The sequence below is a fragment of the Micromonospora sp. NRRL B-16802 genome, from assembly GCF_001279555.1.
In the GTDB taxonomy this organism is placed as follows: domain Bacteria; phylum Actinomycetota; class Actinomycetes; order Mycobacteriales; family Micromonosporaceae; genus Micromonospora; species Micromonospora profundi.
The window spans coordinates 511,503-531,065 of the sequence record NZ_LGEB01000053.1; the positions used below are offsets into that span (position 1 = coordinate 511,503).

General features: G+C 71.2%; 15 protein-coding genes and 1 tRNA gene. 9 read left to right on the top strand and 7 right to left on the bottom strand.

Going from position 1 to position 19,563, the window contains the following annotated elements:
* Positions 1 to 10: 10 nt before the first annotated feature.
* Together ADK66_RS12685 and ADK66_RS12690 are read left to right on the top strand one after the other, a co-directional pair.
* A complete protein-coding gene (locus ADK66_RS12685; RefSeq protein ID WP_053654853.1) occupies positions 11 to 988 on the top strand; it encodes an ArsA-related P-loop ATPase in 978 nt (325 codons plus the stop codon).
* A 57-nt stretch (positions 989 to 1,045) separates the two neighbouring features.
* Positions 1,046 to 2,194: an ArsA-related P-loop ATPase gene (locus ADK66_RS12690; RefSeq protein ID WP_053654855.1), complete on the top strand. Its 1,149-nt coding sequence runs from the start codon at positions 1,046 to 1,048 to the stop codon at positions 2,192 to 2,194.
* A gap of 6 nt (positions 2,195 to 2,200) precedes the next feature.
* Here ADK66_RS12690 and ADK66_RS12695 read toward each other — a convergent pair whose 3' ends face one another.
* The gene (locus ADK66_RS12695) at positions 2,201 to 2,521 is read right to left on the bottom strand and encodes a WhiB family transcriptional regulator (RefSeq protein WP_053654856.1); all 321 of its coding nucleotides are present in this window, start codon (positions 2,519 to 2,521) and stop codon (positions 2,201 to 2,203) included.
* A gap of 404 nt (positions 2,522 to 2,925) precedes the next feature.
* Here ADK66_RS12695 and ADK66_RS12700 point away from each other — a divergent pair, with 404 nt between their 5' ends.
* On the top strand, positions 2,926 to 5,379 hold the full coding sequence (locus ADK66_RS12700) for a transglycosylase domain-containing protein (RefSeq protein WP_053655073.1): 2,454 nt from the start codon (positions 2,926 to 2,928) through the stop codon (positions 5,377 to 5,379).
* Between the two features lie 120 nt (positions 5,380 to 5,499).
* Here ADK66_RS12700 and ADK66_RS12705 read toward each other — a convergent pair whose 3' ends face one another.
* Complete coding sequence (locus tag ADK66_RS12705; RefSeq protein WP_053654858.1) at positions 5,500 to 5,955, bottom strand: GatB/YqeY domain-containing protein; 456 nt, start codon at positions 5,953 to 5,955, stop codon at positions 5,500 to 5,502.
* 25 nt (positions 5,956 to 5,980) lie between these two features.
* On the opposite strand from ADK66_RS12705, the gene ADK66_RS12710 reads away from it, so the two are divergent.
* The 4 genes from ADK66_RS12710 (at position 5,981) to ADK66_RS12725 (ending at position 11,051) form a co-directional block, all read left to right on the top strand.
* Positions 5,981 to 6,874, top strand: a complete 894-nt coding sequence (locus ADK66_RS12710; RefSeq protein ID WP_053655075.1) for a metallophosphoesterase — start codon at positions 5,981 to 5,983, stop codon at positions 6,872 to 6,874.
* A gap of 225 nt (positions 6,875 to 7,099) precedes the next feature.
* Positions 7,100 to 7,176: transfer RNA gene (locus ADK66_RS12715), tRNA-Pro, on the top strand.
* A 389-nt stretch (positions 7,177 to 7,565) separates the two neighbouring features.
* The gene (locus ADK66_RS12720; protein ID WP_053654860.1) at positions 7,566 to 10,151 is read left to right on the top strand and encodes an AAA family ATPase; all 2,586 of its coding nucleotides are present in this window, start codon (positions 7,566 to 7,568) and stop codon (positions 10,149 to 10,151) included.
* A 75-nt stretch (positions 10,152 to 10,226) separates the two neighbouring features.
* A complete protein-coding gene (locus ADK66_RS12725; RefSeq protein WP_053654862.1) occupies positions 10,227 to 11,051 on the top strand; it encodes a class I SAM-dependent methyltransferase in 825 nt (274 codons plus the stop codon).
* 55 nt (positions 11,052 to 11,106) lie between these two features.
* On the opposite strand, the gene ADK66_RS12730 is transcribed toward ADK66_RS12725, so the two are convergent.
* The 3 genes from ADK66_RS12730 to ADK66_RS12740 all read right to left on the bottom strand — a co-directional run bounded on the left by ADK66_RS12730 (position 11,107) and on the right by ADK66_RS12740 (position 14,399).
* Entirely contained in the window at positions 11,107 to 11,580 is a 474-nt protein-coding gene (locus ADK66_RS12730) for a hypothetical protein (RefSeq protein ID WP_231640010.1), read from the bottom strand.
* Between the two features lie 194 nt (positions 11,581 to 11,774).
* Positions 11,775 to 13,481 (bottom strand): bifunctional UDP-sugar hydrolase/5'-nucleotidase, encoded by a 1,707-nt coding sequence (locus ADK66_RS12735; RefSeq protein WP_053654868.1) that lies wholly within the window; start codon positions 13,479 to 13,481, stop codon positions 11,775 to 11,777.
* Positions 13,482 to 13,688: 207 nt separating this feature from the next.
* The gene (locus tag ADK66_RS12740; RefSeq protein WP_053654869.1) at positions 13,689 to 14,399 is read right to left on the bottom strand and encodes a hypothetical protein; all 711 of its coding nucleotides are present in this window, start codon (positions 14,397 to 14,399) and stop codon (positions 13,689 to 13,691) included.
* Between the two features lie 179 nt (positions 14,400 to 14,578).
* Between ADK66_RS12740 and ADK66_RS12745 the strand changes: the two genes are divergently transcribed.
* Positions 14,579 to 16,000 (top strand): diguanylate cyclase, encoded by a 1,422-nt coding sequence (locus ADK66_RS12745; protein WP_053654871.1) that lies wholly within the window; start codon positions 14,579 to 14,581, stop codon positions 15,998 to 16,000.
* A gap of 170 nt (positions 16,001 to 16,170) precedes the next feature.
* Here ADK66_RS12745 and ADK66_RS12750 read toward each other — a convergent pair whose 3' ends face one another.
* Positions 16,171 to 17,232: an aspartate-semialdehyde dehydrogenase gene (locus ADK66_RS12750; protein ID WP_053654872.1), complete on the bottom strand. Its 1,062-nt coding sequence runs from the start codon at positions 17,230 to 17,232 to the stop codon at positions 16,171 to 16,173.
* A 6-nt stretch (positions 17,233 to 17,238) separates the two neighbouring features.
* Entirely contained in the window at positions 17,239 to 18,504 is a 1,266-nt protein-coding gene (locus tag ADK66_RS12755) for an aspartate kinase (protein ID WP_053654874.1), read from the bottom strand.
* Between the two features lie 266 nt (positions 18,505 to 18,770).
* On the opposite strand from ADK66_RS12755, the gene ADK66_RS12760 reads away from it, so the two are divergent.
* A complete protein-coding gene (locus tag ADK66_RS12760) occupies positions 18,771 to 19,559 on the top strand; it encodes a hypothetical protein (RefSeq protein ID WP_231640011.1) in 789 nt (262 codons plus the stop codon).
* Positions 19,560 to 19,563 lie beyond the last annotated feature (4 nt).

The following is a 19,563-nucleotide window of genomic DNA, read 5'->3' on the forward strand; positions in this document are numbered from 1 at the left end:
GGCTCGACGGGTGCGTGCAGCTGAGCGGCCGTCCGACCCGGCCGGTACCGGATGGTCGGCCCGCCTCCACGTCGTAACCGGCAAGGGCGGCACCGGCAAGACAAGCGTGGCGGCGGCGCTGGCGATGGCGCTCGCCGCCGGTGGTCGGCGCACCCTGCTGGTCGAGGTCGAGGGCCGGCAGGGCATCGCCCAACTCTTCGGCATCGACCCGCTGCCGTACGAGGAGCGGCACCTCACCGACGTGCCCGGCGGCGGTGAGGTGCGGGCGCTCGCGGTGGACGCCGAGGAAGCCCTGCTCGAATACCTCGACATGTTCTACAAGCTGGGTGCGGCGGGACGGGCGCTGCGCAAGCTCGGCGCGATCGACTTCGCCACCACCATCGCCCCGGGTCTACGGGACGTGCTGCTCACCGGCAAGGTGAAGGAAGCCACCACCCGCACCTCGGGGCAGCGGCGTGTGTACGACGCGGTGGTGCTCGACGCTCCGCCGACCGGGCGGATCGGCCGTTTCCTCAACGTCACCGCCGAGACGGCCCGACTGGCGAAGGTCGGCCCGATCAAGACCCAGAGCGAGGGGGTCGCCGCGCTGCTGCGCTCCCCGATCACGGCGGTGCACGTGGTCACGCTGCTGGAGGAGATGCCGGTGCAGGAGACGGTGGACGCCATCGCCGATCTGACATCGCTCGGCTTCGGGGTCGGCAAGGTGATCGTCAACGGCACCCGCCCGCCGCTGCCTGCCGGCCGGGCGGTCAGCCTGGCGGAGTTGAAGCGCGGGCTCGCCGCCGCCGGGTTGCCGACCGATCGGGAGATCGTCGCTGGCCTGCACGACGAGGCACGTGACCAGGTCATCCGGCGGGAGCTTGAGGATTCGCTGCGGGCCGAGCTGGTGGAGCTGGGGCTCCCGATCGTGGAGTTGCCACTGTTGCCCGAGGGGGTCGACCAGGCCGGGCTCACCACCCTGGCGCAGGCCCTCGTGCATGCGGATTGACGCGCACCTCACGTCGGCACAGGCGCACGGACCCATCCGGCCCGATACGCTCGATTGGTGCCTTCCGAAGACGCGGCGCCGCAGCTGGACGTCGACCAGATCCTCGCCGACCCCGGCGTGCGGATCATCGTGTGCTGCGGTGCCGGCGGAGTGGGTAAGACGACCACTGCCGCGGCGCTGGCGCTGCGGGCCGCCGAGCAGCACGGACGGCGAACGGTGGTGCTCACCATCGACCCGGCCCGCCGGCTCGCCCAGTCACTGGGCCTGACCGAGCTGGACAACACGCCCCGCCAGGTCAAGGGGATCGACGTCGAGGCCAGCGGCGGCGAGCTGCACGCCATGATGCTGGACATGAAGCGCACCTTCGACGACGTGGTGCTTCAGCACACCGATCCGGCGAAGGCCGCCGAGATCTTCGCGAACCCCTTCTACCAGGCCATGAGCTCGACGTTCGCCGGCACGCAGGAATACATGGCGATGGAGAAGCTGGGCCAGCTGCACGCCCGCGGCGAGTGGGACCTGATCGTGGTCGACACCCCGCCGTCCCGCTCGGCGTTGGATTTCCTGGACGCGCCGGCACGGCTCTCCCGTTTCCTCGACGGCCGGATGCTGCGGCTGCTGCTCGCACCGGCACGCACCGGTGGGCGAAGCATGTTCAGCCTGGTCACGGCCTCGTTCGGGATGTTCTCGAAGGTGGTGCAGAAGGTGCTCGGCGCCCAGCTGCTCACCGACCTGTCCGGCTTCGTGGCCGCCCTGGATTCGATGTTCGGGGGCTTCCGGCAGCGCGCCGAGCAGACGTACCGCATCCTCCAGGCACGGGAGACGGCCTTCGTGCTGGTCGCGGCCCCGGAGCCGGACGCGGTCCGGGAGGCCGCCTACTTCGCGGGCCGGCTGCGGGAGGAGAAGATGCCGCTTGCCGGTCTGGTGCTCAACAGGGTGCACCGTCCGGCGGTTCCGGAGTTGGACGCGGAGCAGAGCCGGGCCGCCGCGGAGCGGCTGACCGAGCTGGGAGGGCACGAGGCTACCGCCGACGTGCTGCGGGCGCACGCCGCGTTGGCCCGCCAGGCGGTACGCGAGCAGCAGGTCGCCGCACGGTTCACCGAGGCGTTCCCGGGGGTGCCCGCGGTGTCGGTGACGGCGCAGCCCGCCGACGTGCACGACGTCGACGGGCTACGGACGATCGGCGCGGCGATCAGCCGGCCGTGACCGGCGTCAGTTGGCCGCGCTGACCAGGATTTTGTCCTTGGCGGCCTTGTCCTTGCTGTTCTTCTTCATCGCCGCCTCGAACATCTTGCGCCAGCTCGTTACCTGCGGGTGACGACGCAGCAGCGCGCGGCGTTCACGTTCGGTCATGCCACCCCACACACCGAACTCGATCCGGTTGTCCAGCGCGTCGGCCAGGCACTCGTACCGAACTGGGCAGCTCCGGCAGATCCGCTTCGCCACGTTCTGTTCGGCGCCCTGTACGAACAACGCGTCCGGGTCCCCGTTCTGACACGCCGCCAGCGACGGCCAGTCAGTGATCATGCCCATGTGTACACGTCCCCCCTTGCATACCTACCGACCTCGTTGCACGGCAGCCGGCAATTCCCCCCGGTCGTCCGGCCTGGCCTTCCCCAAGGCGGCACGAACGACATGTGGCGCTGTCGCCGCCATCATCATGCTCTGTAGTCGACCGATTACGCAACGTTGTCGGCGAAATCCATCATTCCGGACACTCCCGGCTTCCCGGGCTTTCGACCGCCGGTTACCCCGCCGAGGTCCGTGAAAACGCTGCGCCGTTCCCTCCGATCGGAGGAGACTCACGCCAGGTCACACGCAACCTCGTACGGGGGGTCATGCGTTTAGCACAACGAGGGCAGCGCACGCAGGAAATGGGGAAAGAACGCCCCAGCGCCCCTCGTTCCCTACTCGCGTACCCTGTCGAGGTGACCTGGATGCGGAAACGTGACCACAATGTGCTGACCAACGCCGCATCGCTGCTCGTATGTGGCCTGTTGGCTGGCGTGGTGGTCGCTGCGGCGGCCTTCCCCGCGGTGGCGATGTCCGGCTTGGCCGCAAAGGCCGGCGCCGAGACCTTCGGTGCCCTGCCCACGGAGCTCACGGTGGCCCGCGCGCCACAGATCAGCTACCTGCTGGCGTCGGACGGCAAGACACCGCTCGCGACGATGTACGACGAGAACCGGCGCGACGTGAAGCTCGCCGACATCTCCCCGTACATGCAGAAGGCCATCATCGCGGCCGAGGACCACGACTTCTACAAGCACAACGGTGTCGACATCAACGGTGTCGCCCGCGCGTTCGTCAACAACCAGAACGAGAGCGCCGGCCGTCAGGGCGCCTCGACGCTGACAATGCAGTACGTCCGGCTGGCCATCGCCTACTCGGCCACCCACCCGGCCGACGTGGTCGCCGCGACGGAGGACACCAGCGCCCGCAAGCTCCGCGAGATGCGGCTGGCCCTGCAGGTCGACAAGGAGTTCTCGAAGGACGAGATCCTGACCCGCTACCTCAACCTCGCCTCGTTCGGCAACGGCGCGTACGGCATCTACGCCGCCAGCCAGGTCTACTTCGGTAAGCCGCCGAGCAAGCTCAAGATCGAGGAAGCGGCTCTGCTGGCCGGCATGGTCAAGGCGCCGACGACGAACGACCCGACCACCAAGAGCGGCTACCCCCTCGCACTGGACCGACGTAACTACGTCATCCAGAACATGGTCACCACCAAGGCCATCACCCAGCAGGAGGCAGACGCCGCCAAGGCGACCAAGCTGGTCGTGAAGGACCGGCGCACCCCGAACGGCTGCGTCGCCGCCAACGTCAACAGCTGGGGCTTCTTCTGCGACTACTTCTACCGCTGGTGGATGCAGCAGGAGACGTTCGGCTCGACGTCGTACGACCGTGAGCGCCGGCTCAAGAGCGGCGGCTACACCATCGTCACGTCCATCGACGTCCAGGCGCAGAAGGGCGCGGACAAGGCGGTCCGCAAGGCCAAGAGCGAGAACAGCAAGGAAGCCGCAATGGTCGCGGTGGTGGAGCCCGGCACCGGCCGGGTCCGCGCGCTCGCCGTCAACCGGCAGTTCAAGCTCGACGACCCGAAGAACCCGAAGAACAAGATCTCCAGCGACCCCGCGAAGGCCAAGAAGAAGATCCGGGGCAACTACCCGGCGACGGTCAACCCGCTGCTCACCGGCGGCGACGGCATCACCGGCTACCAGGCCGGCTCGACCTTCAAGATCTTCAGCATTGTGGCCGCGCTGGAGAAGGGCATCCCGCTCAGCTACCCGTTCAACGCGCCGCAGCAGTTCAAGTCGGAATACATCATCGACAGCAGCAGCCCGGCCGCCTGCAAGGGGACGCACTTCTACTGCCCGACCAACTCCGGCCTGAAGGCCGGCGGCATGCAGAACATGTGGAGCGCCTTCGCGCAGTCGGTGAACACCTACTTCGTGCCGCTCCAACAGCAGGTCGGCGCGGAGAACGTGGTCGACGCCGCTAAGCGGGCCGGCATCCAGTTCCGGGCCAGCAACGACGCCAAGTTCGCCGCCACCAAGGAAGCGGCGCACCAGTGGGGCGCCTTCACACTGGGCGTCTCCTCCACCACGCCGCTGGACCTGGCCAACGCGTACGCGACCCTCGCCGCTGACGGCAAGTACTGCGAGCCGATCCCGGTGCAGGAGATCCGCGACCCGGAGGGCAACAAGCTGGACATCGCCAACCCGCGCTGCGAGAAGCGGTTCAGCACTGACGTGGCCCGCGCTGCCGTGGACGCCGCCCGCTGCCCGGTCGGTGACAACTCCAAGACCAGCAAGTGCGGCGGCAGTCGCACCGCCGGCAACGTACGGGGCATCGTCGACGCGCCGGTGGCCGGCAAGTCCGGCACCACCGACTCGGAGAAGACCGCTGCCCTGGTCGCGATGACCAAGCAGTACTCGGTGGCCGGCATCATGGCCGACCCGGACTGGCCGCAGACAAACGTCAAGATGAAGCACAAGGAGAAGGACGGCATCAACCCGCCGGTGTACGAGACGCTGCGGGACGCCATGAAGGGCAAGCCGCGGATCAACTTCGAGCCGCCCGGCCAGAAGATCTCCGAGGGCGACCAGCGCAGCATCCCTGACGTGAAGTGCCAGCCGATCGAGACCGCGAAGTCCCGGATCAAGGGCGCGGGCTTCATACCTGTCGTCTCCGACGGAAAGGTGGCTTCGAGCTGCCCGGCGGGCACCGCCGCTGGCACCAACCCGAACAACCGTCAGATCAAGGGCGGCGTGGTGTCCATCGACGTCAGCAGCGGCGGCGGCACCCCGGCCGGCACCAACACCCCGGGGCAGCCCGGTAACGGGCCGGGCAACCCGCCTGGTCGACCCGGTGGCGGCGGCCGCCCGGGCGGCTGAGCCGACACGTAGAGCGCACGAACGGGCGGTCACCCCTCGGGGTGGCCGCCCGTTCGCCTGTCCGGACTATCGCTGGAAGCCGGCACGTCCCGGCCCCGCTGGCCGGTGTGCGCGGACGGGTCAGAGGCCGAGCTGACGACGTACCTCGGCGGCCACCCGGCCACCCTCGGCCCGGCCGGCCACCGCGGCCTGGGCCGCCTTCATCGCCGGGCCCATCTGGGCCTTGCCGCTGAAGCCGCCCGCGGCCAGCGCCCCCGAGACCAGCTCGGTCAGCTCGGCATCCGAGAGCTGCTTGGGCAGGTAGCGGTCCAGCACCTCACCCTCGGCGGTCTCCTTCGCGGCCTGCTCGGTACGGCCCGCGTCGGCGAAGGCGGTGGCCGCCTCTCGGCGCTTCTTGGCCTCCTTGGTGAGCACCGCGAGCACCTCGTCGTCGGTGAGCTCACGCTTGGCCTTGCCAGCGACCTCGGCGGTGCCAACGGCGGCCAGAGCCATCCGCAGCGTGGAGGTGGTCAGCTCGTCGCGCGCTTTCAGCGCGGAACGCATGTCGGCAGTGAGGCGGTCCTTCAGCGTGCTCATGGACGGTGAAACTACCCTGAACGCCATGCGAAAGCGCACACTATTCCGGCTCGCCGCCGGAACCGCCACGATCGGCGCGGCAACCCTCGCGTACGCGTCGCTCGTCGAGCGCAACATGTTCACCCTGCGGCGGTACGACGTGCCGGTGCTGCCTGCCGACTCGGAGCCGCTGCGCGTGCTGCACCTGTCGGACCTGCACATGATGCCCGACCAGGCACGCAAGCAGCGCTGGGTGGCCTCCCTGGCCGCCCTCGATCCCGACCTGGTGGTGGTGACCGGCGACAACATGGCGCACCCCGACTCGGTGCCCGGTGTGCTGCGGGCCATGCAGCCGCTGCTGGACTATCCGGGAGCGTTCGTGTTCGGCTCCAACGACTACACCGGCCCGGTGCTGAAGAATCCGTTCACCTACTTCCTGCCCGACCGGGAGTACACCGAAGGCGCCGAACTTCCCTACGAGGAGCTGCGGCAGGTGTTCACAGGCGCCGGTTGGGCCGACCTCAACAACGCGCGGACCACACTCAAGGCCGGCGGTCGCCAGATCGACCTCGTCGGCGTGGACGACCCCCACATCGAGCGGGACGACTACCCGTCGGTGGCCGGCGAGGTCTCGTCCTCGGCCGACCTGTCCATCGCGCTGTCGCACTCGCCCGAGCCACGGGTGCTCGACCAGATGGCCGCGGACCGCTTCGGGCTCCTGCTGGCCGGGCACACCCACGGTGGGCAGGTCTGCGTGCCGGGGTACGGGGCGCTGGTTACCAACTGCGGCCTGCCCCGCTCGATGGCGCGCGGGCTGCACCGGTGGCCCGGTTCGGACTCCTGGCTGCACGTCTCCGCCGGCCTCGGCACCCACCCGACCGCCCCGATCCGCTTCGCCTGCCCCCCGGAAGCGAGCATCCTCACGCTGATCCCCCGCTGAACCACCCGGCCCCTCGGCGCGCACCCACGGCGCGCCCGTCGGCGTGCGCCCGTCGGCACCCCGTCAAGATCTGCGCAACTTCAGGGAAAGTGCGGTCTCCACACGCCGTGAGGCCACTACATCCCTGAAGTTGCGCAGATCTTGGCCGCTCTGGGTGGGGTCCGGCCGGCAGGGGTACCGAGTTTGACCATCGGGGCGGGTGGGCTACTATTTGTCGGCACGCCTCGGGGTGTGGCGCAGCTTGGTAGCGCGCTTCGTTCGGGACGAAGAGGTCGTCGGTTCGAATCCGGCCACCCCGACCAGGTCAGAGGGCACATCCGATCCATGGATGTGCCCTCTAGTGCATCCTGGGCGACCACCTGAGTGACTACGCCTCAGCGGCGACGAAGCGCCGCATGGCCCTCGCTGCCGGGGTGCCCTTTTCGCCATCGGATTGTCCCTATGCGTTGCGGCTGTCTTCGTCGGGCCGTTCTGGATCTTCGCTGGCCAGCTACTCGCGCTGGCAGGCGGCCGGATCGCGGGAAGCGTCCTTCTGCCGGGACGCGCCTCGGGCCGTACAGTCCCGCGCCCTGGCGATCACTGATCGCCGAGATCGGCTGTTACCGCAGGTCAGCGCCGCCTACTGAACGGCGCGGATGTCACCGTCGCGGCCGATGCCTGTGCGGTGTCCCGCTGACTAGCATCGACCTCGATGGAGTTGCTGGAGCGCGCGGATGCGCTCGCCACCCTGGACGGGCTGCTGGCCTCTGCCGGCGGCGCGATCGCGCTCGTCGCAGGTGAGGCGGGCGCGGGTAAGTCCGCCCTGGTCGGCGCGTTCGCGGCGACAGCGAGGGCGAGGGTGCTCTGGGGCAGTTGTGATCCCCTGCTGACACCTCGGGCGCTCGGCCCGTTGCACGACGTCGCTCGCCAGGTCGGTGGGGTGCTCGCGGACCGACTGGCCACGCTGCACGCAGGGCCGGAGGCCGACCGTCGGGGTGCCGTGTTCGACGCGCTCCTCGACGAGCTGACGGATTCCCGCCCCGGCCGCCGCACCGTGATGGTGGTGGAGGACGCGCACTGGGCGGACGGGGCCAGCCTGGACCTGATCGCGTACCTGGGGAGGCGGCTGATCCGCCATCCGGCTCTGCTGGTGCTGACCCTGCGCGACGACGAGGTCGGGGTGGAGCATCCACTGCACGCCGTCCTGGCGGGCCTGCCCCGCCAACTGGTCCGCCGGGTGCCGTTGCCGGCGTTGTCGACCGACGCCGTCGCGGCGTTGGCCCGCGCCGCCGGCCGCGCTCCGGACGGGTTGTACCAGGCCACCGGCGGCAATCCGCTGCTGGTCACCGAGGTGCTGGCGGCAGCCGGCCCCGGTGTGCCGCCGACCGTACGTGATCTGATGCTGGCCCGGCTGGCCGCGCTGCCGGTGGCTGCCCGGGAGGTCGCCGCTCTGGTTTCGGTGGTGCCGTCCCGGGCCGAGCCGTACCTGCTGGACGGTCACCTGCCGGATGCCGTGCAGGAATGCCTGGACCGGGGCGTGCTGGTGTCCGTGGGCAACGCGGTGGCGTTCCGGCACGAGTTGCTGGGCCGTGCGGTACGCGAGTCGTTGTCCCCAGTCCGGCGGGTGGCGCTGCACTCCGCCGTACTGGCCCGGCTCACACCACGCGCCGACGTGGACGCGGCCCGACTGGTGCACCACGCGCACCACGCCGACGACCCGGCGGCCGTGCTGCGCTGGGTGCCCGTGGCGGCCGAGCGGGCCAGCCGGGCGGGTGCGCACCGGCAGGCGGCCGACCACTACGCCGTGGCGCTTCCGCACGCCGCAGACCTGCCCGCGCCGCGCCGGGCGGAACTGCTGGAGGCGTACGCCACGGCGGCGTACCTGGCCGGGTTCGCCGCGCGGGCGCTGGAGGCCCGCCGGACCGCGCTGGTCCTGCGGGAAGCCGACGGCGATCCGCTGCGGATCGGCGACAACCTGCGCTGGATTTCCCGGCTCTGCTGGTGGACCGGGGACAGCCCGGCGGCCCGGACGGCGGGCACCCGTGCGGTCGAGGTGCTGGAGTCCGCGCCTGCCGGTCGGCAGTTGGCGATGGCCTACAGCAACATGTCGCAGTTGCTCATGCTCGCCGACGACAACCGTCAGGCCATCGACTGGGGCGACCGGGCACAGGCGTTGGCCCGCCGTCTCGGCGACGCCGACACCGAGGCGCACGCCCTGGTCAACGTCGGATCGGCGCGTCTACAGGGCGGTGATGTCGCGGGCCTCGTGGAGCTGGAACGTGGCTACGCCCTGGCCGTCGCACACCACCTTGACGACCACGCGGCACGCGCGCTTGTCAACATGGCCACGATGGCGGTGGAGTGGCACCGGGTCACGCCGGCAGTCGAGGCCCTGGACCGGGCGTTGCGGTTCACCACCAGCCGGGACCTCGACGGGTACGCCCGGCACCTGCTGGGCTACCGGTCCCGGTTGCGGGTGACCATCGGTGACTGGGTCGGTGCGCGTACTGACGCCGAGCGGGCGTTGGCCGGCGCTGCGCAGCCCGGCGGGAGCCTCGTCCCGGCCCTGGTCGCGCTGGGCCGGCTCGGTGCCCGCCGCGACGAGCCGACCCCGCACCTGGACACGGCGGCAGACTGGGCGGCGCAGAGCCGGGAACTCCAGTTCGTGGTGCCGGTCGCGGCGGCGTTGGCGGAACGGCACTGGCTGGCCGGCGACGCGGCGCCGGCGGTCGCCGAGCTGCGGCGCGCGTACCAGCTCGCGGTGCAGGCGGGCCAACCCTGGTTCGCCGGGGAACTGGCGTACTGGCTGTGGCGTGTCGGCGAACCGGTCGGGGACGCCGACGCGCTGGCGTCGCCGTACCGCCGGCTGATCGAGGGCGACTGGGCCGGTGCGGCCGACGAATGGCAGCAGCTCGGCTGCGCGTACTCCCGGGTGGAGGCGCTGGCCTGCGGCGACGGCCCGGCGGCCGGTGAAGCACTGCGGATCCTGGACGGTCTTGGTGCGGTGGCCGTGGCCCGACGGGTCCGCGCCGACCTGCGCGGACGCGGAATGGCCCGGGTGCCGAGGGGGCCGCGGCCGGCGACGGCCGCGCACCCGAGCGGTCTGACGGCGCGGCAACGGGAGGTGCTCGCCCTGCTCGTCGACGGGCTCAGCAACGCCGAGATCGCCGCGCGGCTGTCGCTCTCCACCCGCACCGTCGACCACCACGTGTCGGCGGTGCTGGACAAGCTCGCGGTGCCCAGCCGGGGCCAGGCGGCCGCGACGGCCCGCCGTCGAGGGCTGGTGCCGCCAACATAGGTGTTTCTGCCGATTACCGGGGGTGTCGCCCTGCCTAGCGTCGATGGCACAACGAGCCGTCCGAGGGAGACACCGATGACCACCGCACTCGATCTCAACGCCGTGAAGACACGCCAGCAGGTGACCTGGGCCAGCGGCGACTACGGCGCGGTCGCCGCGCTCATCCACCCGATCTCCGAGTGGCTGGTTGCGGCAGCCGACCTGTCGGCCGGCACCCGGGTGCTGGACGTCGCGACCGGCACCGGCAACGCCGCCATCGCCGCCGCCCGCTGCGGCTGCGTCGTCACCGGCGTCGACTACGTACCCGAACTGTTGGAACGGGGCCACGCACGCGCCGCGGCGGAACGCCTCCCGGTCACGTTCGTCACCGGGGACGCGGAGCGGCTGGCGTACGCCGATGGCTCCTTCGACGCGGTGCTGTCCGTCGTCGGCGTGATGTTCGCGCCGGACCAGGAGCAGGCGGCGGCGGAGCTGGTCCGGGTCTGCCGACCCGGCGGCACGCTGGCGTTGGCGTCGTGGACGCCGCAGGGCTTCATCGGCGACCTGTTCCGCACGGTGGGGCGGCACGTACCGCCACCGGCAGGGCTACGCCCGCCGGTCCAGTGGGGCGACGAGGGCCGGCTCCGCGAGTTGCTCGGCGACGCGGTGGGTGAACTGCGGGCGGTACGCCGGGAGTTCGTCTTCCGCTTCGGCACACCGGAGGAGTTCGCCCACTTCTTCCGGGCCAACTACGGGCCGACGTTGAAGGCGTTCGAGGCGCTGCCCGAGGAACGACGACCGGAGTTGCACGCCGACCTGGTGCAGCTGGCCCGTACGAACAACCGCGCCACCGACGGCACGGTGCGGATCCCGGCGGAGTATCTGGAGGTGGTGGCCGAGCGGACGCCCTCGCCAGCCTGAGAGCAGCGGCGGCCCGGGCCACCTGAGGGTGTACGAAGAGCATGGGCGGGGCCGGTCAGTCGTGCCGTTCGGTCCGCTCGATCTCGACGAAGGCGGCAGCCAGATAGCCGTCGAGCGGCCGACCGGCGGCTGACACCAGGTCGGCGACGAGTAGCGGAGCGTGACGGGCAACCGCCGCCGGACTGGGCGGATTGTCGTCGTCGCCGGGGTCGTACACGCCGAGCGCCCCGGCGAGGAGCACCAGCATCACGTGCGGATCGACGTCCGCGCACCATTCGGCGGCCGAGCGAACGCAGCGTTCCAGCACCTGGCGGACGTCGTCACCGTCGAGCCCGTCCGGATGTGTCTCCTCCAGCAGCAACCGGACGACGACGCCGAGCACCAGGCCGGACCGGTCTGCACCGGTGAGCCGTTCGACCGCCACCGCGTACGTCGTGGGGTCGCGCTGCTGGGCGGCGGTGACGGCCTCGCCGGCCGCGTTGGCGATCTCACGGGCCGATGCGGGCAGGTGCCGCCAGGTCACGCTCACCGGGCCAGCATGGCAGAGCACACCGACAGCCACCGTGCCCCGCCGGCAAGGAGCCACCTGGCCCCGCCGGCCGAGGTGCGGCCATGTTCGAGCGATCTCCCGGGCCGCCAGGGACAGGCAGGGGCAAGGACGGGCAGGGACGGGTCGGGCCCCGGAGCGGGTGCTCCGGGGCCCGACTGTCGAGAGGCCAGCCGTCAGGCGGCGGGGACCTCGGCGGTGGTGCGGATGCGGTCGAGCGTCGGGGCGGAGACCGGCGACTGCGCGGTCAGGTACGCCACGAACGCGTCCAGGTCGATCTGGCCGGTGACCAGGTTCGTCCCGCCGGTGAGGGCGCTGAAACCGTCACCGCCGCCGGCCAGGAAGTTGTTCACCGTCACCCGGTAGGTGGCGGCGGTGTCGACGGCGGCGCCGCCGATGGTGAGGCTGCCCCGGACCACGCGGGTGCCGGCGCACGGGTCGGCGACGGTGCCGGTGGTGCCGGCCGGGTCGACGACGTAGCCGACTGTCGACGACGGGTACAGCGTCCGGCCGGTGACGAACTGCTGCTCCAGTACGCAGTAGAGCTGCGCACCGGTCAGGTCGAGTGTCACCAGGTTGTTGGCGAACGGCTGGACCGTGAACGCCTCCTCGTAGGTGACCGGGCCGGCGTCGAGGTCGGCCCGGACCCCGCCCGGGTTCATGAAGGCGGCGACGGCGTTCTGTTCGTCGTCGGTGGCGGCGAGTTGCGCGTCGGCGATCAGATTGCCCAGTGGTGACTCACCCATCGTCGTACCGAAGAGGGTTTCCTGACTCCGGGTGATCGCCGTGGTGGTCTCGCCGACCTGGCGGCCGGCGACCGGGCCGAGCACCGTCTTGTAGCGGTCGATGAGGGCCGTCTGCTTCGGGTCCTTGGCGACGTCGCGGGTGACCACCATGTTCTCCGCCTTGGCGGAGATGACGTCACCGGTCCGGCGGTCGATCTTCAGGTCGATGTCGGTGACCAGGCGGCCGAACGAGCTGGCGCTGGTGACGAGCTTGCCGTTGATGTCGCAGTTGTACGCCTGGTGGGTGTGGCCGCTGACCACCACGTCGATCGACGGGTCCATCCGGTTGGCGATGTCCACGATGGGCCCGGTCATGCCGACGCAGTCGTTGATGCCACCGGTGGCGGCCTGGGTGCCGCCCTCGTGCAGCAGCACGACGATCGCCTCCACGCCCTTGCGCCGCAGCTCACGGGCGTACCGGTTGGCGGTGTCGGCCTCGTCGGCGAAGGTGAGGCCCGCGACGCCCTGCTGGCTGACGATCTCCGGGGTGCCCTCCAGGGTCATCCCGATGAAGCCGACCTTGACGCCCTGCACCTTGTGGATCGCGTACGGCGCCAGCAGCGGCTTGCCCGTGGCGGTCTTGAAGGCGTTGGCGGACAGGTACTTGAAGCCGGCGCCCCGGTACGGGGTGCCGTCGGCGCAGCCGTCCACCGGATGGCAGCCGCCGTTCTGGATCCGCAGCAGCTCGGCGGCGCCCTCGTCGAACTCGTGGTTGCCGACGCTGGCGTAGTCCAGCCCGGCCATGCTCAACGCCTCGATGGTGGGCTCGTCGTGGAACGCGGCCGAGAGCAGCGGAGACGCGCCGATCAGGTCACCGGCGGCGACGGTGATGGTGTTCTTCTTCTTGGCGGCGGCGCGCAGCTCGGCCAGGTGGGTCGCGAGGTATTCGACGCCGCCCGCGGTCTGCCCGGCGATGGTGCCGCTGGACCCGCTCGGCGGTTCGAGGTTGCCGTGGAAGTCGTTGAGTGCCAGCAGTGTGACGTCGACCGGCTTCGGTCGTGCGTCCGCCTGCTCGGGGGTGGTGGCGACCGCGCCGAGCGCTGCCACCGCGAGCGCGGTCAGGGCGACGCCGGCCCGACGCATCCCGGGAATGGACATGGGACTCCTCGTGAGAATCGGCGCGTGTGCGGTGCCCGGCCTGTGGGTCGACCGGGTCGCCGACCGACGCCGTCGGAAGTGTCGATCGTGGATGGCGGCGCATCGGGGGTCGCCGCTCTCCGACAGCCTCTCATCCGAACGCCGACCGGTCGAGCCGGGCGCTCGGCGTGACCCGCACGGCCCGTCGCGGTCTTCGCGCCGCCCTTGTCAGTCGGCGGTGAGCGCGTCGGTGACCAGGGCCGCGACGGCGTCGGGCGTGCAGCCTTCGGCGACCCCGGGTCGCTGGGCCAGGTAGTCGGCGATCCGCGCTGCCGGCCATCCGTACGACTCATGCAGTCCCCGGGCGATCATGCCGAGGTAGAGCGGCGCGGGTGGCCGGCACTGTACGGCCGACGACGGCTCGGGAGCGGTGAAGGTGAGCAGCGGGGCTCCGGCGAGGTGCCCCGGGCAGATCAGCGTCTCGTAGCGTCCGGGGCCGAGCGTGGCCCGGCCGTCGGCGACGGCGGTGTCGACAGCCTCGACGGTCGCCGGAAGTAGGCCGGTGTGGTCGCCCGCTGGGCGGTACATCTCCTGGGCCGCGATGTCGGTGAACTGCTCGATCGTGACCAGGTAGGCCCGGGCTGCGGCCACCCCGGGCAGCTGCGGGTCGTAGAACGCCATCCCGCCGGTCCACGCGCCGGACTCGCCGGCGAAGTAGATCCCGCCGGGCAGGGAGACCGGCACCGACCGCCGGGGCGGACGGGGGTTACGACAGCCCGGGTACGTCCGTCGGCCGCCGGGCGGGCACCCGCCACCGATGTACCACGCCAGCCGGGCGGCGTGCATGTTCGAGCCGTACGCGACGTACCAGACGAGCTTTTCCTCGGCGGTGACCACGACGGGCGCCGCGGGCGGGACGGCGCTCGGGTGCGCGGGCATTGTCGCCTCCTCGGTGCCGGGGGTCCCACGCTAACGGCGGCCGGCGGCTGAACCCACAGGCTGCGTCCACAGGCTGTGGATAGAACGTGTGTACGAAGGTCGTCAACCGCCGCCGTGAGTACGCTTGATCGTGTGGCTCGGCGCTGGCCGAACCCTCCCCTACCTGGAACGACGTGCGAGTGGATCATCAGCGAGTCATCCGTGACGTCACCGTCCGCCTGACGATGGCGTCGAGCGTGCCGGAGGCCTGTCGGTGGACGGTCAGCGCCCTCTCCCAACACACCTCGGCGACCATTTCCGTGCTACTCGACGTCCATGACCGGCTGCGCTGCGTGGCTGCGACCGGCGCCTGGCAGGTCTTCGCCACGGTGCCGGCACGCACCGGCATCGTCGGCCGGGTGTACGCCACCGGGGCCACCGCAGCGGTCCCGGACGTCACCGTCGACCCCGACTACCTTCCGGTACGCCCGGACGTGACCACGGAACTGTGCGTACCGGTGCTGGACCCGTCGGGCCGGACTGTCGGCGTCCTCGACCTCCAGTGGAGCGGGCCTGTCGACCTGGAGCCGTGGCGGGAGACCGCGCAGCGCCTGGCAGCCCTGCTCGGTGCGCGGATCGCCGCACTCGGCGGCCCTCCGGCGGAGAGCCGCAGCGAGAAGCTGCTCCGGCACGCCGCCGCCCTCTCCTCGGCCGAGACCGAGGAGGCGGTGATGAGCGCGGCGACCTGCGCCGCGCGTGAGGTCTCCACCCTCTCCACGGCGGTGCTGCTGATCGGAGGGCCGGACGGCGCGCGGCTCGGGCCGTCCCGGACGGCCCCCGGCGAGTTGGAGACCCGCATCCGGGCGGAGCTGGCCGGGGCGGGTCCGGAGACGCTGGGCCGGATCGTGGAGCGGGCACACCGGTACGGGGCCGGCTACACGCTGGGCGAGGTGGGACATCCGCCCACGGAGGACTACCAGGCACTGACCCGGGCCGGGGTACGCACGCTCATCGCCGTTCCGGTCGGCCCGTCCGACACTGGCGGGGCGCTGCTCGTGGCCGACGCGCGGGTGCTGCGCCCCGATCCGACGACGGTCAGCCTCATGGAACTGCTCGCCGGGCAGGCGTGGACCAGCCTGGAACGGCTGCACACACTGGCCCGCCTCCGGGAGCAGGCCAGCTCGGACCCGCTGACCGGGCTGCGGCACACAGGCCCGTTCGGGCAGCGGATCGCGGCGGCCACCCCCGGGCGTACGGCGCTGCTGGCGATCGACGTGGACGGCTTCAAGACTGTCAACGACACGTACGGCCACCAGGCCGGCGACCGGGTGCTTGTCGGGCTGGCCCGGGCGCTGGAGGGGGCGTTGCGGCACGGGGACGAGCTGTACCGGATCGGTGGTGACGAGTTCGTCGCGGTGATCGAGGTGAACCGTCCGGAGGAGGCGGTCCGGATCGCCGAACGGCTGGCCGAGGCCGCCCGCCGCATCGGGCGCACGATCAGCGTGGGTGTTGCGCTGCCCCGCCCCGGCGAGTCCCCCGACGGCACCCTGCGAAGAGCCGACCAGGCCCTCTACGCGGTAAAACGCCAAGGCCGAGACGGAGTCCACCTAGCAGCGGCCTAGCCAAATCTGGCCCTCGCGCTGCTCCCCCGCGCCCGCGCGCCCTCCCTTTGCGGCGTCGATCATGGAGTTGTGGTGCCTCATAAACCGGGCATCACGACACCATCTGCCCACCACAACTCCATGATCGACGGGGGCGGGGGGCAGGGCAGGGGCAGGGGCAGGGGCGCCGGTTACTGGTTTTTTAGCTCTTTGGCTATTAGTTCGGCTATCTGGGCCGTGTTGAGGGCTGCGCCCTTGCGGAGGTTGTCGCCGGTGACGAAGAAGTCCAGGGCGCGCGGGTCGTCGAGGGCGCGGCGGATCCGGCCCACCCAGGAGGGGTCGGTGCCGACCGCGTCGATCGGCATCGGGAACTCCCCAGAGGCGGGGTCGTCGACGAGGATCACGCCGGGCGCGTTGCGCAGCGCCTCGCGGGCGCCTTCGGCGTCCACCTCGGTGGCGAAGACGGCGTGCACTGCCACCGAGTGTGCGGTGACCACAGGCACCCGGACGCAGGTGGCGCTGACCTTGAGGTCGGGCAGGCCGAGGATCTTCCGCGACTCGTTGCGGATCTTCATTTCCTCGGACGACCAGCCGTCGTCGGCGGGTGAGCCGGCCCAGGGCACCACGTTGAGCGCCAGCGGGGCCGGGAACGGGCCGAGGTCGTCGCCGACGGCCTGGCGGACGTCGCCGGTGCGCGAGCCGAGCGCGCGATCACCGGCGACCTTGGCGAGTTGGTCGTGCAGGATGTCCACCCCGGCTTTGCCTGCTCCGGAGACCGCCTGGTAGGAGGCGAGCACCAATTCCCGCAGGCCGTACTCGCGGTGCAGCGGGGCGACCGCGACGATCATCGCGAGGGTGGTGCAGTTGGCGTTCGCGATGATGCCCCGGGGCCTGTTGCGTACCTCCTCGGGATTGATCTCGGGAACGACGAGCGGGACGTCCCGGTCCATCCGGAAGGCGCCGGAGTTGTCGACGGCGATCGCGCCGCGGGCGACGGCGATCGGCGCCCACTCGGCGGAGACCTCGTCAGGCACGTCGAACATCGCCACGTCGACGCCGTCGAAGGCCTCCGGTGTCAACGCCTGGACGACGAGTTCCTCGCCCCGGCACTGCACCCGCTTGCCGACCGACCGCTCGGAGGCGAGGAGCCGGATCTCACCCCAGACGTTGCGACGCCCGGTGAGCAGCTCACACATCACGGTGCCGACGGCACCTGTCGCTCCGACCACGGCGAGGGTGGGCAGCGCCGTCATGGGGCGCTACCTACCCGTCCCCGCGTAGACAACGGCTTCGCTGTCGCCGCCCAACTCGAACGCGTCGTGGATGGCGCGCACCGCGGCGTCGAGGTCGGTGTCCCGGCAGACGACGGAGACCCGGATCTCGGAGGTGGAGATCATCTCGATGTTGACACCTGCCGCGCCGAGCGCGGCGAAGAAGCCGGCGGCCACACCGGGGTGCGAGCGCATGCCGGCGCCGATCAGCGAGACCTTGCCGACGTGGTCGTCGTAGAGCAGGCCCTTGAACTTGACCGGCTCCTGGATCTTGCTGAGGGCGGCCATCGCGGTCGGGCCGTCGGCCTTGGGCAGCGTGAACGAGATGTCCGTCCGGCCGGTGCCCTCGGTGGAGACGTTCTGCACGATCATGTCGAGGTTGATCTCGGCACCGGCGACGGTGTCGAAGATCCGCGCGGCGGCGCCCGGCTCGTCGGGCACACCGACGATCGTGATCTTGGCCTCGCTGCGGTCGTGTGCGACCCCGGTGATCAGTGCCTGCTCCATGGAAAGGTCCTCCATCGATCCGGTGACCATCGTGCCGGTGTTGGTCGAGTATGACGAACGGACGTGGATCGGCAACCCCGCCCGGCGGGCGTACTCCACGCTACGAAGGTGCAGCACCTTGGCGCCGCACGCGGCCAACTCCAGCATCTCCTCGTAGGTGATCTGCTGGATGTGCCGCGCGTTGGGCACGATCCGCGGGTCGGCGGTGAAGATGCCGTCGACGTCGGTGTAGATCTCGCACACGTCGGCGTGCAGCGCGGCGGCGAGCGCCACGGCAGTGGTGTCCGAACCGCCCCGACCCAGCGTGGTGACGTCCTTGGTGTCCTGCGAGACGCCCTGGAAACCGGCCACGATCACCACAGCGCCCTCGTCGAGCGCGCCCTTGAGCCGCCCGGGGGTGACGTCGATGATCCGTGCGCGACCGTGCACCGAGGTGGTGATCACGCCGGCCTGCGAGCCGGTGAACGAGCGGGCTTCGTACCCCAGGTTGTGGATCGCCATGGCCAGCAGGGCCATCGAGATCCGCTCCCCGGCGGTGAGCAGCATGTCCAGCTCGCGGCCCGGCGGCAACGGGCTGACCTGATTGGCCAGGTCGAGCAACTCGTCGGTGGTGTCTCCCATCGCGGAGACCACCACCACGACGTCGTCGCCAGCTTTACGGGCGGCGACGATGCGCTCGGCCACCCGCTTGATGCGCTCGGCATTGGCGACGGAGGACCCGCCGTACTTCTGCACCACGAGTGCCACGACGGTGCACTCCCTCCCAGCGTCCCTGAGCGTGCCGACGCCGCCGGAACCGGGGCCGGCGGCGCGTGTCAGACCCCATGAGGGTATCCGGCGGGTCAGGACGCCGGGTTGTGTGATCCCACCATCCGGCCCGCGCGGGCCAACGGCCAGCGCGGGTGACCAGGTCCGCAAGCCCGCACGGTACGTCGGCACGCCGCGCCCGACACGCCGAGGGCACGCCGCGCGCCGCTCCCCCGCGATCCTGCGGCACCCATCAGAATGAGCCGGTGCCCGTCCTCATCCGCTCGGCCGGCCGCGTGCTCGGGCCGCTCGTGTTCGCCCTGCCTGCTGTCCTGGTCTCCTGCACCAGCGAGCAACCCGCTCCCCCACCGCCTGTCGATCCCGGGCCGGTGAGGGTGGACGCCGCCCGGGACGAGCTGGCCGCCCTGGCCGCGGCCGCGCAGGATCGCCACCTCGTGGCGCAGTACGTCTTCAGCCAGCCCGGCCGACCGGACCGCAGCATCGTGTTCGCAAGCGCGAACGACGGCAGTTGGCGGGTCGACGTGCCAGGTGGTGCGCTTGGCGGCACCGTCGACGTCTCGCTGGCGGCCACCACCGACGGGCTGTTCCAGTGCGCCCTGCCGTCGAGCGCTCGACCGGAGCCGGCGCACTGCGTACGCCTCGGGGATCGCGACGACGCGCTCCCGCGCCGGTTGGACCCTCGCGTCCACCATCCGCTCACCGACTGGCTGGCTGTGCTTACCGACAGGCGTGCGCCGTTGGCGGTGGCTCCGGCCAGCCCGCAGGAGGGCGTCACCGGCGCCTGCTACTCGGTGGAGTCCACCTCGGCTTCGCTGAACGCCCCGTTGGACGTCGGCATCTACTGCTACGACCGGGACGGCACGCCGACAGGTGTCCGGACGGCGGCCGGGACGCTGCGGCTGGCCGCCCCGCCCGGTCCCGCGCCGGCGAGCGTGCAGTTGGCCGGGCCGGTGGTGGTGGACGTGGAGCCCCTCGGCACGGCGGCGCCGCCGACTCCTGACCCGTCGGACAGCCCAGGCGCGGGAACGTCTTGACCTT